The sequence below is a fragment of the Neobacillus vireti genome (genome assembly GCF_001026695.1).
Taxonomy (GTDB): Bacteria; Bacillota; Bacilli; order Bacillales; family Cytobacillaceae; genus Neobacillus; species Neobacillus vireti.
This window is the reverse complement of sequence record NZ_LDNB01000007.1, coordinates 213,567-229,576: the sequence shown is the minus strand read 5'-3', so window position 1 is coordinate 229,576 and position 16,010 is coordinate 213,567. Positions and strand designations below refer to the sequence as shown.

The window sequence follows — 16,010 nt, the reverse complement described above, 5'->3', positions numbered from 1 at the left end:
TATTTAATTCTCCCTGACTGTATAACCGATTCCCCTAACAGTCTGAATAATCGTTGGATCTGAAAAGCCTTCTTCAATTTTTTTGCGTAAATGTCTAATAAACACATCAATCACATTTGTTTCCCCTTCATATTCATAGCCCCATACATGAAAAAGAATATTATCCCTTGTGACGATTTTATTTTTATTAGTTAGCAAGTACACGAGCAAATCAAATTCCTTCGGGGTTAACGTAATCGAAGCCTCACCCCTCGTTACTTCTCTCGTCTCAAGATTGACGGTCAGGTCCCTAATCGCTAAAACAGAATCCTCCGCTTGTAAAGCCTTGACAGCAATGGAATTCTGACGAAGACAAGCGCGAATTCTCGCCAATAATTCCTCGATTTCAAATGGCTTGGTGATATAATCATTAGCCCCCTGGTCGAGGCCTGCCACCTTATCCATCGTCATGTTTCGGGCGGTTAGTAAAATGACAGGAATCTGCGTATTTACTTTGCGAATTCTTCTTAATACCTCAATGCCGTTCATTTCAGGAAGCATGACATCTAAAAGGATTAAATCCAGTTTTTCGTTCAAGGCTGATTGTAATCCCGCCTTGCCGTCATAGGCAACAACGACCTCATAGCCTTCATATTCAAGTTCAAGCTTTAAAATCTTGGCGATTTGTTTTTCATCCTCTACTACCAAAATTCGCTGTTTCAAGATTACCGCTCCTTTTTACTGTCTATCTTCAGGTGCTCATTCCAACTATTTTGCGTAAAATGCTCCCCTTCAATGTAGCATTATTTAAACATACATTTCTATTTTTCATAGAAATTTAATCTATATATCAATACGAAAACTCCTTCAGCTTTATGGAAGCGAAGGAGTTTTACTGGTGAAGTGGCTCTGTTATTGAATTGGATTTGATGATTCATCGGATACAAGGTCCTTTAGCGAGTGTCTTCGTGTCGCTAATGAGAGATCGGCAAGGAAGTATAACCCTGCGACAGCCCAAATCCACGCCCAAAAAGGTTCGATTACTCCATAGAAAGCAATAAGGGGTGGATGGATCCATTGTAAACAAATGATAGCAAGAGCGCCCCAGCAAAGGGAAAAAGGCAAACAAATATGGCCCTGCAGCTGCATCGGTGTGTCGGAGTAATCCCACCACTGACGGTTGAATAATTTATGGAGCAAGGCGCCGCTCACATATTCCACGATGGTTGGAATGAAAAAGCACAGCAGAACCACCACCGCCCAATGTGTGTTTGGCGGTATTAAATAAACTAGGAGAATAGGAGCAAAGCCATACATCGGTTTAAATGGCCCCCACAAAAAATTTGGTTTAAAAAATACCCGTTTTGTGAAGAAGCTGTAGCTGTTTTCGAGCAGCCAGCCAATAAACGAATACAGCGTGAAATAAAAAATGATGGCCGCCGCTCCTTCCACCTTAAAAATCCCCGGATTTTGAATCTCGATACCATTCAGCAAGCTAATAATCATGGCTAAACCACCTTTTAAATGATTGGAAAATTTACCATTTTAGGTTTAACTGTCTGGCTTTGAAATATACAAAAAATTCCCTAGAAATTATGTTGTTAAGTATCCAGGCCTCCCGTAATTTCCAAATAACATCCAGCAAATGTCGTAAGTCTCTGAAAATATGTCATAAGTGGACGGAAATATGTCATAAGCGGATGGAAAATGTCATAAGTGCTCAAAAAGATGTAGTAAGGATCAGGAGTTCGCTTGAATTTGGATTAATTCGCCAACTTTGCAAGTTATCACGCCAAACTTAACGTTTATTCCGCCAAACCCTCTTTTGTAAAAAGGTAATAAACATACTGTGCCTCGTTCTGCTTGGAATGAACACTTTGCACATTATTGTTCATTGTAATTCCAATCATCCCATCATAAAATAACAGTATAGAGATAGTCAACACAGTGTTCATTACTGAGAATTGCCTAAGGAGAGGGTAAATGATGGTTCCAACTATTAAAGTGGAAGATGTCAATAAAAGCTATGGTAAAAAGCCCGTTTTGAATGGTGTTAACTTAACGATTCCGAAAGGTCAATTATTCGGATTAATCGGACCGTCAGGAGCAGGGAAAACCACACTTGTCAAAATGATAGTCGGTATGGAAAAGGCTGATACTGGAACGATTCAGGTGTTAAATCAAAAAATGCCCAATCTTGGTTTGCTCCAGGAAATCGGTTATATGGCACAATCGGACGCACTCTATGTTGAGCTAACAGGTGAGGAGAATTTGAAGTTTTTTGCTTCACTTTTTGGCTTAAATAAGGACGTGCAGAAGACGCGGATTGCCTATGTGGCCAGCTTAGTAAATCTGACGGAGGACCTAAAGAAGCGCGTAGCGGCCTATTCAGGCGGAATGAAACGACGCTTATCACTGGCAATCGCGCTGATTCAAGATCCGAAAATATTAATCTTAGATGAACCGACCGTGGGAATTGACCCCGAATTAAAATTGTCGATTTGGAAGGAATTTTTACGATTGAAAAATGAAGAAGGAAAAACGATTATCGTAACCACACACGTGATGGATGAGGCTGTGAAATGCGACTATGTCGCCATGGTCCGCGATGGACGGATTTTAACCAGCGGTTCGCCAACCGAGTTAAAAGCGTTATACGAAACAGATGATTTTGATGAGGTATTCCTGAAAGCAGGGGTGAAACAGTCATGAGAATGACGGCGCTAATCAAAAGGATCTGCCAGCAAATGCTTCGGGATAAACGAACTTTAGCATTAATGTTTGTGGCTCCGCTCTTAATTTTAACGCTGATGTACTTTTTATTTAATGGCAATACTGTTGATCCCAAATTAGGCGTCTTGAAGATTGATAGCGGCTTAGTAGATGCATTTAAAAAAGCAGATATAAAGGTAAAACAATATGAAGCCGTTACTAAGGATACCGTGGTCGATGACGACCTCGACGGCTTGCTGCAGCAGGATAATGGAAAACTGAAGCTGACATTACGGAATGACGACCCTTCAAAAGCGAAAGTGCTGCAAATGAAGGTCAATCAGGTGGTTGCTGCCGAGTTCCAATTCAAGATGATGATGAAAAGTTCGGGACCAGCGCCAACGATAACATCAAAGAGTATCGATGTAAACTACGTTTACGGCAATGCGGATACTGTTTTTTTTGATGTCTTAAGCCCGATTTTAGTAGGTTTCTTCGTCTTCTTCTTTGTCTTCATTATTTCAGGGATTGGCCTATTACGTGAACGGACGACTGGCACATTAGAAAGGTTATTATCGACCCCGATTCGAAGGGTGGAAATAGTTACAGCCTACTTGGTGGGTTATGGAATATTCGCTGTCATTCAAACGATGATTGTCGTCTTTTATGCAATTAATGTACTAGACATCGTGCTCGTCGGCTCGATTTGGAATGTGCTTTTGATTAACTTGCTGCTCGCTTTGGTGGCACTCTCTTTAGGGATTCTGTTATCGACCTTTGCAGCTTCCGAATTTCAAATGATTCAATTTATCCCGATCGCCGTTATTCCACAAGTATTTTTTGCCGGAATTTTCCCGCTTGAAGGGATGGCCAATTGGTTGCAGGCAGTCGCGAAGATTATCCCCATGTATTATGCAGGGGATGCCTTAAAGGGCGTCATGTATAAGGGAGAGAGCTTCAGCGAAATCAGTGGCAACCTTATCGCCTTAGTTATTTTCGCTGCCATCTTCATTGTGCTTAATATCTTGGCTTTGAAAAAATATCGAAAATTATAACCAAAATCGAAGCCTGAGGATAAGAAATCCTTTGGCTTTTTTATTTGGCATGTCTGTATTATAAAAATCATATTTACCCCTTGATTATTAAAATCAATTCGATTAATATCTAATTAGATAAATATAAAAGTAGGTGAGTTAACAAATGCAGTTAAACAAAATTGTTGAATTCCATAAAGCATTAGGTGATCTAACACGGGTTCGTATCATTGCCTTGCTAAAGCAAGGTCCTTTGAATGGGCAAGCGATTGCTGAGACGTTAGGGCTTAAACCGCCAACGATTACACACCATATGACGAAGCTGCGTGAGGTTGGACTTATAAAAGAACGCCGTGATAAAAATACCATCTATTTTTCACTTAATACAAAAATATTGGAAATGAGTGCTAAGGGCATTTTATCTGTTGGAACAGGAGGGGATGCAAAAATGGAAATGTCGGTTACTGCAGAGGAACGTTCAGCTATCATCAAAAATTTTTTCACAAAAGATGGGAAACTGAAAAACTACCCTGCACAAAGAAAGAAAAAGCTTGTTGTACTAGCCCATATGATCAAAGGATTAGAATTCTGGAAAGTCTACCAAGAGAAAGAGATCAATGAATATCTAAAGCAATATCATGAGGATTATGCAACATTAAGACGCGAACTTATAATGTGCCAATATATGTACCGAGAAAACAATCAATATGAGTTAAATCCGGTTGAGTTATGGTGGTTGAGTTAAAGGGTGTTGGCCGGCACCCGTTTTTTTTGCTCAACTAATTAGATAGATATGAAATTAGATGTATGTAAAAGAAGGTGTTTGATATGGGTATTTCATTTTTAAAGGAAGAAAAACAATATCGGAGATTATTTCTAGCTGGGATTGTGAATGGGATTGGCGACCGCTTTAGTTCTGTAGCTGTGTTAGCCATGCTTCTGCATGTAACAGGGTCTGGCTTGGCAGTGGGAACGACTCTAGCCATTCGGCTGCTACCTTCATTATTTTTTGGACCAATAGTGGGAAGGCTGGTAGATCGATTTTCGCGAAAGACAATATTAGTCACCACTGACCTTATTAGAGTTGCGGTTGCCTTATCTTTCCTATTCGTTCACAGTAAGGAGGATCTCTGGATTGTCTATTGTAGTTCGTTTATTTTAGCTTCAGGAGAAGCTATTTATGGACCAGCAAGAAAATCGGGCATAGCTGGTCTCGTGAGCAAAGAGCATCTTGTGAAAGTGAATAGTTTGGAGCAAGTAATGGTCGGGATTGTTTTAATCATTGGAGCCATCTCAGGTGGAATCGTTTCATCTATTTTTGGGGCTGGTGTGACATTTTGGTTAAATGCAGTTTCATTTTTAGGAGCTGGAGCCATCATCTCGACGATTACATTTCCCAATAACAAAAATATGGAAAAAGTTGTTGAGTCCAAAAAGGAAAATCCAATCTCAACCTTCAAAAAGGTAATCTTAATGTCTGTTCCGGTACAAATCCTTCTTTTATGTGAGACATTAATTGCTTCGATGAATGGAATTGATAATGTTCTGATCAGCGTTTATGCGATTAATGAGTATCAACTTGGAGATGTTGGGGTAGGTCTTTTTTATGGTGCATTAGGGATTGGGTTAATGTTAAGCTTTTCTGTTGCCAATCAACTACGAAAAAATTTCCTAGTTACAGGGTTAGTATGTCTATTACTTGAAGGGGTATTTCTTGTCTTATTAAGCCGAACACATTTAGTGGTTTTCGCACTGCTTATATTTTGTGGTGCTGCGTTTATGTCCGGGATTGGAAATGCCTGCTTTGACACCACTCTCATGAAGGAAATCCCTGAGGAGCATCAAGGAACCATGTTTGGGCTGCTAGCAACCATCTCAAACACTATTTTGGGAATGTCGATGTTTATTTCCGGATTCGCACTACAGTACGTTACACCTCGTTCCTTGGGTCTGCTTGGAGGTATTGCCTATATTCTTGTTGCCATTTTCCTAATGGTAACCATATCAACCAAATCATATCGGAAAAGAGGTACCGTTTGAATGGTACCTCTCTTGTATATTCCCTCTCTGTATTATTCTCCTGTTTCACCAAAACGTTTGATTCTATTTCCTATTTCATCACGGACACGCTGAAAGAATTCCCATTTTTCCTCATCTGTTCCTTTTGCTTTTGCTGGGTCATCAAATCCCCAATGCACCCGTTTTACTTTTGGCGGGGTAATTGGGCATTTGTCAGCAGCGTCACCACATAGCGTTACAACTAAATCTGCATTGTTTAAATAATCTGCATCGATAATATCAGAAGTATGATTTGAAATATCGATACCAGCTTCTTTCATCGCTTTTACAGCATTTGGGTTTAAACCGTGTGCTTCAATGCCCGCACTGCGTACTTCCCACTCATCATTTAAATATTTCTTTGCCCAACCTTCGGCCATTTGGCTGCGACATGAGTTTCCTGTACATAAAAAGTAAAGTGTTTTTTTAGACATGTTGCTCGCTCCTTTTTGTAGCCGATAGGAAAGTATAACTTTCCTATCAGGCATAAGTGCAACTACGCCTCTGTCTTCGCCCTAACGGTCAATCGGCGAGTTTTCTTTATCTTCTAGTAATTTATAAATGATTGCCGCGCACATGGCCCCTAAAATAGTTGCGATGATATACACCCATAAATGTTGAAGTGTTCCTGATACGATTGCAGGACCAATCGATCTTGCTGGATTCATTGAGGCACCACTAATCGGTCCACCAAACATCGCCTCTAACCCCACTGTTGCCCCAATTGCCATTCCCGCAAAGGATTTTTCTGCTTTACCATGAACAGCAGCTCCAAAAATAACAAACATTAAGAAAAATGTAAGGATGAATTCTAAAACAAACGATTGAGACCATGTACCGCTTGGCAGCGTAGCACCTAAAGACGCTACCTTCCCAAATAAAGAAAATATGGTAAGACTAGCAGCAATCCCTGCAATGATTTGAGTAACAATATAATACACAGCTTCCTTTTTAGTAATATCCTTATGAATTAAAAATCCAATGGTAACTGCAGGGTTAAAATGTGCACCTGAGATGTGGCCAAACGTGTAAATTAATGCCATTACGACTAGCCCAAATGTAATAGCTACGCCAACATGTGTTAAACTTTTCGTCATCGTATCTATTACTACTGCACCAGTCCCGGCAAAAACAAGAAAATAGGTTCCTAAAAATTCACTAATGATCTTTTCTTTCAATGTTTTAATCCCCTCGATGATGAAAATTCTTAACGCAAAACAGGATCAACCTATTCCTCGCACGTTTTGACTAAAAAAGTATTACAAGCGTTTAACAGTCGCAACGTATGAATGAAATCTCATCCAAATGGTCAATAATGGTCTGAATATACGGTTGTTGCACTTCGTTTAATCGATAATGTTTCCATGTTCCTGCTGGTCTTTCGACAATAATTTCAGCTTCTTTTAACTTTTTCAATTGTTGACTGACAGCAGGTTGAGAAATATTTAAAACATCAACAAAATCACAGGCACATACTTCTCCCTTTTTAAGACATGCTAGGAGCTTTAAACGATTAGGGTCACTCACAGCTTTTAACTGTTTCGCCATCAATTCAAGATTCTTCAAAAAAGAATTCCTCCCTGATATATAACTATTTGCTTATATAATATTCCACTTATATATAGATTGCAAGTTGTATTTTATTAATTTTTTGTAAAACAATTGCAGCTTTGAAATAATGAATGATCAATAAAAGCTCACAAGCCGGCATTTTTGGCATAAAAAAGAATCCATTTGAAAAAGATATTGATCAAAATGGATTCTTCTCTAGCAAAATTAAGTTTCGGTTTAATAAAAAAGTTGCTCATCACTCGATATCTGTATCAGATTAACTATGCAAATCGCACACCCAGCATCCCTGTGACCAATCCAACAAGCGTGCCAAATATACACACCGTAAGCCAACCTTTCCTGCTCTGTGCTTCTTTCAAAAAATACCATCCTGCAATGGCAAGTAAAATGCCTTCAATCAAAAACCACGGTTCGAAAATGACCATGTCCCAGACCACGTACATGTCATCGTGGATATCAAATGTCCTATTCTCCAAGCCAATCACACCTGCGATTTGCAAGCTACGATAGATAATGCCATAAATGCCATGAGAAGTGGCTATCGAACACCCTATCACAGATATGGAAAGCAACAATAAGCGCAGGATTTTACTTTTGCCTAAATAAATGAAACCAAGACCTACGAGTCCCGCAACAATAAAGATTGGTAACGAGATCCAATTAATTAGTTCAAACTGGGAAGATGCAGCCACTCCGGGTTTTAGTAGGGACACACCCATTCTTCCGCCTAAAGCCCAATATAAGTGTGGCAGCATATAGGCAATGGACCATACAAAAACAGCGCCCCCAGCCCAAACGATTGATTTTGATTGCGGTAGTTTCGACGACAGTTTCGAATTCACTAACGATCACCTCCACAGTGTCCTAGGACCCTTTTTGTAAGACTAGTACTTAAGGTCGTTATCCCTTTTTCAGGGTATGCCTCTATAATGATATAACTATGAAGCTACTATTATTATATAATTCACCAAAATAAAATATTGCTTCGTTCGCTCAGCGAATTGATGGTCCTGCATAAGGTTCTACATTTTTATAAAACATCTCCTAAAAGACTTCCGATCCAAGCAAAAAATACACCTAAAAATACCGAAGCTGTAACGTAGATTAAAGCGTTTTTTGTTTTTCTTGACTGTAACATTTGCAACGTTTCATATCCAAAAGTTGAAAAGGTGGTATATGCTCCAAGAAAGCCTGTACCACACAAAAGCCAAGTCCACTCCGGAATAACTTCTTTTAGATTTAATATAGCAAGAAAACCAAGTAAAAACGAGCCGCTAATATTAATGATCCAAGTTCCGAAGGGGAAAACTCCGGAAGTCTTACTTGTGAACCATTTTCCAAGCAAAAACCTCGAAATTGCTCCAAAAATGCCTCCTAGTCCAACATATATCATTATTATGATCCCCCCCTAGTTGGTTTTCGCTTTAGTTTAAAATCTAACGATACTAATTTCGTCCCTATTATGGCTAGTGTTATTCCCCCAAATATACTTATCATCACATATAAAATGGCAATAAAATATTGCTGCTCTTTAAGCAAATTCAGTGTTTCCACTGAAAATGTAGAGAAAGTGGTGAATGCACCTGTAAAACCTGTTCCTATAGCTAATATTAAATTGGGATTAATATTTTTTCGTTTTGCCGTAATCGTAAAAAACCATGCAAGAAATAAACAACCCATTAGGTTAATTACCAGGGTTCCTAATGGGAAACCTGACTGAGTAGGAATCGCTTTTCCAACCATGAAGCGCAAAATAGAACCAAAGAAGCCACCTAACCCAACTGCAATTACATTCATTCAAAAGACTCCTTACATAATTTTCTTTTAAAATAAAATAGACTCCTACCAGTAATTAGAATAACCACTGGTAGGAGTCATTAGTCACAAAGACGGTTGATGGCGAACTCCATCGCCTTTTATCATGATTATATACAAAAAATCTATTTAATCAAGAAGGTTTTTTTAAAAAAATTATTCAACTTTTACTTTTATTCTATCTATTGCGTTGTAACCATAGCCCTTCCTGTTCCATATTGGTTCCAATGGTTGAATATTTCCATTAGAATCCATTGCTTTTGAAAGTATGGTGTATTCTCCCCTTTTTAGTGCTTCCCATTGATAATTCCAACGAACCCATGAATGTTTCTCTGATGAAGTGGTTAAGTGACAAGGATTCCAAGACTTACCTTCATCAATACTAATCTCTACATTTGCGATCCTTCCATTACCTGACCATGCAATCCCATTAATTTCATAAACTCCTGTATGCAATAATTGCATATTTAATGGATATTGAATCGTTGAATTAACATTGATTGTGGTTACGGGGAATTTTCCACTATCGTTTTCTTTGTTCGGATAGTAAACGTAATCAACGGCTTGAAAAGGTCCTTTAAATTCCTTGCCAATCACTAAAATTTTTTTAATCCATTTTACAGATGCCATGGCATACCATCCAGGAACAATTAATCTTAGAGGAAATCCGTGCTTGAAGGGAATGGGTTGATTATTATATTCATAAGCAATAATAGTTTCTGGGTCAATGGCTTTCTCAATGGGTAAACTCCTGGAAAAATTAAATAGTTGGTTAGAATCAGGTCTTATTCCATTATCGTAGCCTTCGAACACAATTTCTTTTGCAGAATCATGCAATCCTGTGTACTGCAATAAGGTTCTTAAAGTTACGCCTTTCCAAATGCCTTGACTAATTGCTCCTTTTCCCCATTGCTCTCCAAATACTTTGGGTTTAAATAACTTCCGCTTATCACCAGAACATTCTAAAACCACTTTTATCACTTTAGAGGGCAATGAATATATTTCCTGTAATGAAAAAACTTTTGGGGTATGTACTAGTCCCTCAATTGGGAGATGATAAAAGGATGATGCAAAGTTGGGATAAGAAAAATGATTTCTTCGATAAAATAGTTTTTCAGTTACAATATCGCCGTAATAAAAATGTATCGGTGTTTCTTGATTTTCAGGAACTAACGACTTTGAAATTAAGTAGGGCCTAACTTCTGGGGGATGGGAATATTTCATTTAGATTCCTCCTTTAGATGGGGCTTCTAATTAATACGTATGTAGTTTATAAGGTTTCATTCAAATTTTTATTTCAATCTAACTCTACAACAAAAGAAACGTTCGTTCTACTTATTCCTTGTTAACTAAAGAAATTAATATCCTTAGAAGATGTGAAGAAAATGCCCTCCAAAGAACAAAAATGACCAACAAATTGGCATACAATTTGTTGGTCATTTTATGTTACAATTTTAATGTTTGCGATAGGATTAGGAACCCGTTATAAATATAAGCAACTTTTTTTCCGATTTATTCTTATTGTTAATACTATTGACGAATATCAATCCACCAACGGTTTTTCGCATTCATGTCTTCAGTGTTACCAGATCCACTGTTAGGGAAAGCATCAAGGAAGATGGAGTCCAGTTTATCCGCATCTACGAAATAACCCAGGTTAACCTTCACTGTTTGTCCAGGCTGGATACTGCCAATATTGTAATAGCTTTTTCCGTTTCCGTGAGGCTCTAGATAATCAACCTCGCTCGTCATAAGACTTTGTTCGTTAAATCCATTTCTCCCTGTATATTTCCAGGTATTATTTTCAGATTTAAGCACTCGTAAAGGATGATACATGTAGATTGCATCGGTTGACTGGCTACCAGCATTCTCCAATGTCGTTGTCAGGTAGACAAATTTGAGATTCACTAATTTAGACTCTGTTAATTGGTCAATTGAATCCTTACCATTACCCAGTTTATAGACATTCCGTTTGTAAGGCATCAAGTTCTTCGTCTGATCTAAAGCCTTCTTCTCGCTTAGTCTATCTAATCCAGATTCATTAAAGTTTCCTTGTTTAAAATCTGCAATTGAATCAAAGACTTCCACTTTTTCGATAACAAAATTAAGACTGCTTTTGCCTCCAGCTTGATCTATGGTTACCGGAACGGTTTGACCGACGCTGAATAATTGGTTACTGTCCTTTTTCAACGGAATAACTTTTGATTCCGTTAGTTTACTTGCTTTATTTAAATGGGCTTTGTCATAATCTGCTGTAAATGATGCATTTTCCTTTGTTGTTGGTTCAAGTGAAATGTTCTCCATGACTTTCATCATTTGTTCATCACTTACATCGTTTCCAATATAACTTTCTAACATAATCCCCTCTTCCTCAAATAAAAGAAAGACCTGTCTGTTAAACATCATATTGGGATTGCCAGTGTCTTTATTGACAATTACCGCATTTCTTCCGCTAATTCCCACTTTTTTGTAGCCTTTTGTGTATAGAGTTGAAAAATCTGAATTTCCCCCAAGTCGCCAGAGAATAAATGAGAAACCACCTTTTGCGTAGTTATCCTTAAAGGAATATTTCATACCATCGGCGTCGTCAGCTTCCATATTTTCTGGTAAATGGCCGACTTTCAATTTATACCATTTATCACTCTTATTGGAGGCCATATTTGTCACGGAAATATTTACTTCATAATTTTGTTTTTGGACAATCATATCATAAACCTTTACTGCTCCAAAAGCAGTTGTCGGCAGGCCAATCAATAAGCAAGCAGCGGCGATTAATATACGTTTCCTTTTACGCTTGGCCAGCTGTTTTCTTGGAACGGAGTCCAATGAAAAGTTCGATATTATCGTATTAAGTTTATCGGTCGGAACATGAATCATGTCAATCTCTTCCTTAAACGATGGAATTTTGTTTGTCATCACTGTAAACCCCCTTCATTTTCTCCTTAAGTTTGTCTAACCCGCGCCGGATATTCGTTTTCACCGTTCCCTCTGGACATTTAAGCATCGAGGCAATCTGTTTAACTGTATAATCTTGATAATACCTTAACAGTAAGACCGTTTTATATTTTTCCTCAATTTCTTCCATTGCTTTAAGAAGATCAATTTGGACATCAGAATTGAAAGATGAGGTATCACTAATGTTTTCCAACACTTCTTTATTGATTGGAACTACTTGCTTTTTCTTTCTTAATAGATTAATCGCTGAATTAATTAAAATACGCGTCATCCATGTGGAGAAATATTCGTCATTTTTTAGTTTTGACAGCGATTCAAAAGCTTTATAAATCGTCTCTTGAAACACTTCTAGTGCATCATCTTCATTCCGCAAATACACATATGCAATCTTGTACAATTTTTCCTTATCCATATGAATTAATGTCTGAAAAGCATTTATATCCCCTTTTTTAGCTTTGGATATTAAGTTCAACTTACTTTCCATTGTGGCACCCCCTTTTCTGTCTTCGAATATTAGATAAAACAGACACTCAAAACGATTCAAATAATACTTAACTTTTAAAATAAACTATCGTTAAATGCAAAAAAATTAGTAAGAGTTTAATTGCAACTCTTACTAATCTTATAAACCATAATTTTTTTGTGTATTTATCTATGTTACACGATCTATTCAAATTAATTATGAATAAGTTCTAACTAATTGTGAAAAATCACAACATTACCCAATCTTCTTATCAAACTTCCGCTCATCTGGAACAAATAGGATGCCAAGCTCGTAGTGGTCTCCTTCGTAGAGGGCGCGCTGAACGAACCGAACCTCGCCATTTTTATCAAGTACATCGAGCTTGCAATGGGCGCGGTTTTTTTCCAATGCTTCGTAAAGGGTGTTTTCATCCCAGACAAGCACGCCATTTGCTTTGGCGATGATTTCCCCGACTTGGAGTCCCATTTTACTTGCTGGGGATTCGGGAATAATTCCAATAATCATCAGACCTTGATTCTTTTTTGAAAAATAAAATGGCCTATTTTCGTCCTTAAGTGACGCCATTAATGTTAAGGATTCACGGCCTATTACGGCAAGAGCTGCGATGACAATCGAAATTAGCGGATACCAATAACCTGCCACCGAGAGGATCGAGATAAAAATCCCGAGCATAATGACTTGCCGGCCATGAAGCTGAATCGCTTCCTTTGGGAGCATCCCTTTGATTTGCTGATGGAACCCGATTGCAAAAGGAACAAAAACGAGCGTGTACTCTTTCGCACCTATATGGAACAGCGGCCACCAATCGAATGGCAGCTGAAGCGCGTCACCCGGAATAAGCATGAACAGCGGCAGCATCCAAAGGCGCTTCACTTCATGGACACCCACACTTTGACCGCGCTTGCTTTTTGCTAGTTTCGGAGATGTTCCTTTGCTGCCATTTTTTAAAATCAGGACGCCTTCCGCAATTAGCAAAAGACCAAGAACCACGACTACGGAAGGGTAAACCTTGTCACCAATCGCATCAAACGCCTTCGAAAAGAGCGGAATCGACCAGTTATTTTCTGCGATTAAAATGATCGTGAAAAAAGCAGCCCCGACCGTGTATACAGGGGAGAGCAGCCGAACATTCGTTGTCAATGACCACAAAAATGTGAATCCAGCGATTAATAGAATGGCAGCGAAAGGTACAGCGATTCCGGCCGCGACAACAATAATCGAAAGAACAAGCCCGCAAAGTAGGCCCAGCGGAAACAACTGCCGAAGTTCGTAATATGCATCATGGGCTCGAATATGAAAATCCTTCCGCTCCCGTTTAACCCTCATAACACCTAAAATCCCCGCGAGGAAAACGAGATAGTATAAAACAGGATGAAGAAATAACCTGCCTGTCCCTTTAAGTAGCTCCACAAGCCATGTTTCCACCATTTCCTGCCACCTGCCTAATCAAAATTTCTAGTAAACTATTATGTAAAAGTCCCTTAAAGCTTATTTTACCAAATTTAAACCATAAAACATATTGCTAGTTTCTAAAAATGTTTTAACATTCTATCTTTTAGTGGCTGAACGGTAGGATTTTACCGGAGTGAAGAGGAGGATTCCGCCAACTTGGGGTGCAATTTCGCCAAACTAACTGCTTATTTGGAGGAAATATATATTGATTTCGCCAAACTAGGCAATGATTTCGCCAAAAAGCATTTTTAACGGTAAATCCAAAACAAAAAAAGAGACCAAAGTCTCTTTTTAGTTTATTTCGTGATCAACCTCAACGCCATTTGCAGCTGCAGGTCATTCTTCTCTTTTTTCATTTCCTTCATCGCGGCTTCTTCAAGCTTTGCGGCTGTTTTAGCATCGATTTCCCCAGTCGGCGTTAGTCCTTTGTCCTGTTGGAAACCTTTAACAGCAATTGTGGTTTCGGCGCTGAAGTATCCGTCTGTCCGGCCCGGTGCAAAGCCCAAGCCCTTTAAAATTTCTTGAGCATTTTTGATCTGCTCATTGTTCATGTCCTCGACTAGCGTGTTCTCAACTTGAATCGGATGGGTAGCAAATATTGCCGGCTGTTTGATAGTCACATCTGGTTTAATTCCCTTTTTATGAATCCAATTCCCATCTGGGGTCAGCCATTTATAAAGGGTTAATTTAATATTACTGCCGTCGCCCATCGGTACCGCCTGTTGGACGGTTCCTTTTCCAAAAGTGGTTTCCCCGACTAGCTGATAGCCTGCTGCTTCCTGTAATGAACCTGCCAAAATTTCCGAAGCTGATGCACTGCCTTTGTTGATTAGGACAAGCACTGGATAATTCTTTTTCTCAGAAAGGGTGGAAAAGAAACGCTGTTTTTTGCCGGTACGCGGTTCGATTTGAACATAGGGCTTATCTTTCGGGATAAATTCTTTTAATATATCGCCAACACTGTCAAGAAATCCGCCGGGGTTGCCACGCACATCGAGGATTAGCCCTTTTATGTCATCGTTTTCCAAAGCCTTTAAGTCCTTTTTAAAATCCGCCGCTGTATTTTCAGCGAAGGAGGTAATCTCGATATAGCCGATCTTTTTGCCATCTTGCTTCTTAACAGAAGCGTGGACGGTCTCAAGCGGAATTTCATCGCGCTTGACGTCTATTGACAGCGGTTCCTTTAACCCTTTTCGGGCAATCTCTAACGTTACCAGCGTTCCCTTTTTGCCGCGGATTTTTAAGGTTGCTTTATTGAGGTCCAGCCCTTCAATACTATGGCCGTCGATTTTCAGAATTTGATCATTCGGCTTGATGCCTGCTTTTTCTGCTGGAGAATTTTTAAACGGTGAGACAATGACAATTTTTCCATCGACCATGCCGACCTCTGCTCCAATGCCCTCAAAGGATGATTCCAAGGTTTGCGTGAATTGCTGGGCCGTTTCCTTGTCCATATAAACCGAATAGGGATCCTTTAACACTGAGAGCATTCCTTGGATGGCACCTTCAACCAGTTTGTCTTGGTCCACTTTTTCAACATAGCGGCTTAGGATCATGTCATATGCCTGCTCAACCTTTTCAAGGTCTTTTACATCCGTTTGAGAAGATACAGGTTGATCTTTAGGGAGTATTGCTTGCTCGAGTTCATTTCTATTTTCCTTTTTCTCTAAAAACTGCAGTCCTGCATAGGTGCCCCCTGCCCCGGTTAATAGCGAACCCGTAATCAACAGGGCAATCCATTTTCGATTCATTAGAATCCTCCTCAAGATAAAAATGCCTGTATTATCTATTTTAATAATTAGGCACCGAATTCCTGCCTGTTTATTAACTTATATGTGAGGAATGGACGAGTTATGAATAAAAAAGCAGAAGCGCCCGTTTAGCGGCGTATGGACTCCTCGAAAAAGCTAACGCTTTTTCTTCGTGCGAAGCTTATGCTGCCGAAGCTT

The 16,010-nt window shown here is 39.1% G+C and carries 17 protein-coding genes and 1 riboswitch; of the genes, 4 read left to right on the top strand and 13 right to left on the bottom strand.

The window, feature by feature from the left end; translation table 11 throughout:
- Nucleotides 1–3 precede the first annotated feature (3 nt).
- Nucleotides 4–702, bottom strand: a complete 699-nt coding sequence (locus tag AA980_RS08205; protein WP_024031185.1) for a response regulator transcription factor — start codon at nt 700–702, stop codon at nt 4–6.
- A gap of 189 nt (nt 703–891) precedes the next feature.
- On the bottom strand, nt 892–1,485 hold the full coding sequence (locus tag AA980_RS08200; RefSeq protein WP_024031186.1) for a putative ABC transporter permease: 594 nt from the start codon (nt 1,483–1,485) through the stop codon (nt 892–894).
- 480 nt (nt 1,486–1,965) lie between these two features.
- Between AA980_RS08200 and AA980_RS08195 the strand changes: the two genes are divergently transcribed.
- The 4 genes from AA980_RS08195 to AA980_RS08180 all read left to right on the top strand — a co-directional run bounded on the left by AA980_RS08195 (nt 1,966) and on the right by AA980_RS08180 (nt 5,765).
- A complete protein-coding gene (locus tag AA980_RS08195; protein ID WP_024031187.1) occupies nt 1,966–2,691 on the top strand; it encodes an ABC transporter ATP-binding protein in 726 nt (241 codons plus the stop codon).
- Nucleotides 2,688–3,746 (top strand): ABC transporter permease, encoded by a 1,059-nt coding sequence (locus AA980_RS08190; protein WP_024031188.1) that lies wholly within the window; start codon nt 2,688–2,690, stop codon nt 3,744–3,746. The genes AA980_RS08195 and AA980_RS08190 overlap by 4 nt, the downstream gene beginning before the upstream one ends.
- Before the next feature lie 145 nt (nt 3,747–3,891).
- On the top strand, nt 3,892–4,470 hold the full coding sequence (locus tag AA980_RS08185) for a DUF2087 domain-containing protein (RefSeq protein WP_024031189.1): 579 nt from the start codon (nt 3,892–3,894) through the stop codon (nt 4,468–4,470).
- A gap of 83 nt (nt 4,471–4,553) precedes the next feature.
- Complete coding sequence (locus tag AA980_RS08180) at nt 4,554–5,765, top strand: MFS transporter (RefSeq protein ID WP_024031190.1); 1,212 nt, start codon at nt 4,554–4,556, stop codon at nt 5,763–5,765.
- A gap of 32 nt (nt 5,766–5,797) precedes the next feature.
- On the opposite strand, the gene arsC is transcribed toward AA980_RS08180, so the two are convergent.
- The 11 genes from arsC to AA980_RS08125 form a co-directional block, all read right to left on the bottom strand.
- On the bottom strand, nt 5,798–6,217 hold the full coding sequence (gene arsC / locus AA980_RS08175) for an arsenate reductase (thioredoxin) (protein ID WP_024031191.1): 420 nt from the start codon (nt 6,215–6,217) through the stop codon (nt 5,798–5,800).
- A gap of 81 nt (nt 6,218–6,298) precedes the next feature.
- Nucleotides 6,299–6,961 (bottom strand): MIP/aquaporin family protein, encoded by a 663-nt coding sequence (locus AA980_RS08170; RefSeq protein WP_047771446.1) that lies wholly within the window; start codon nt 6,959–6,961, stop codon nt 6,299–6,301.
- A gap of 91 nt (nt 6,962–7,052) precedes the next feature.
- Entirely contained in the window at nt 7,053–7,331 is a 279-nt protein-coding gene (locus AA980_RS08165) for an ArsR/SmtB family transcription factor (protein ID WP_034724656.1), read from the bottom strand.
- Between the two features lie 284 nt (nt 7,332–7,615).
- The gene (locus AA980_RS08160) at nt 7,616–8,197 is read right to left on the bottom strand and encodes a DUF3995 domain-containing protein (RefSeq protein WP_024029817.1); all 582 of its coding nucleotides are present in this window, start codon (nt 8,195–8,197) and stop codon (nt 7,616–7,618) included.
- 188 nt (nt 8,198–8,385) lie between these two features.
- Entirely contained in the window at nt 8,386–8,748 is a 363-nt protein-coding gene (gene crcB, locus AA980_RS08155) for a fluoride efflux transporter CrcB (protein ID WP_024029816.1), read from the bottom strand.
- A gap of 2 nt (nt 8,749–8,750) precedes the next feature.
- Nucleotides 8,751–9,152 (bottom strand): fluoride efflux transporter CrcB, encoded by a 402-nt coding sequence (gene crcB, locus AA980_RS08150; protein WP_024029815.1) that lies wholly within the window; start codon nt 9,150–9,152, stop codon nt 8,751–8,753.
- Between the two features lie 64 nt (nt 9,153–9,216).
- Nucleotides 9,217–9,278: riboswitch (Fluoride riboswitch) on the bottom strand.
- Nucleotides 9,279–9,326: 48 nt separating this feature from the next.
- Entirely contained in the window at nt 9,327–10,394 is a 1,068-nt protein-coding gene (locus tag AA980_RS08145; protein WP_024029814.1) for a sulfite oxidase, read from the bottom strand.
- A 306-nt stretch (nt 10,395–10,700) separates the two neighbouring features.
- On the bottom strand, nt 10,701–12,086 hold the full coding sequence (locus tag AA980_RS08140; protein WP_024029813.1) for a hypothetical protein: 1,386 nt from the start codon (nt 12,084–12,086) through the stop codon (nt 10,701–10,703).
- On the bottom strand, nt 12,061–12,609 hold the full coding sequence (locus AA980_RS08135) for a sigma-70 family RNA polymerase sigma factor (RefSeq protein WP_024029812.1): 549 nt from the start codon (nt 12,607–12,609) through the stop codon (nt 12,061–12,063). Before AA980_RS08135 ends, AA980_RS08140 begins: the two co-directional genes overlap by 26 nt.
- 234 nt (nt 12,610–12,843) lie before the next feature.
- On the bottom strand, nt 12,844–14,037 hold the full coding sequence (locus AA980_RS08130) for a PDZ domain-containing protein (RefSeq protein ID WP_024029811.1): 1,194 nt from the start codon (nt 14,035–14,037) through the stop codon (nt 12,844–12,846).
- A gap of 320 nt (nt 14,038–14,357) precedes the next feature.
- On the bottom strand, nt 14,358–15,812 hold the full coding sequence (locus AA980_RS08125) for a S41 family peptidase (protein ID WP_024029810.1): 1,455 nt from the start codon (nt 15,810–15,812) through the stop codon (nt 14,358–14,360).
- Nucleotides 15,813–16,010: the final 198 nt, after the last annotated feature.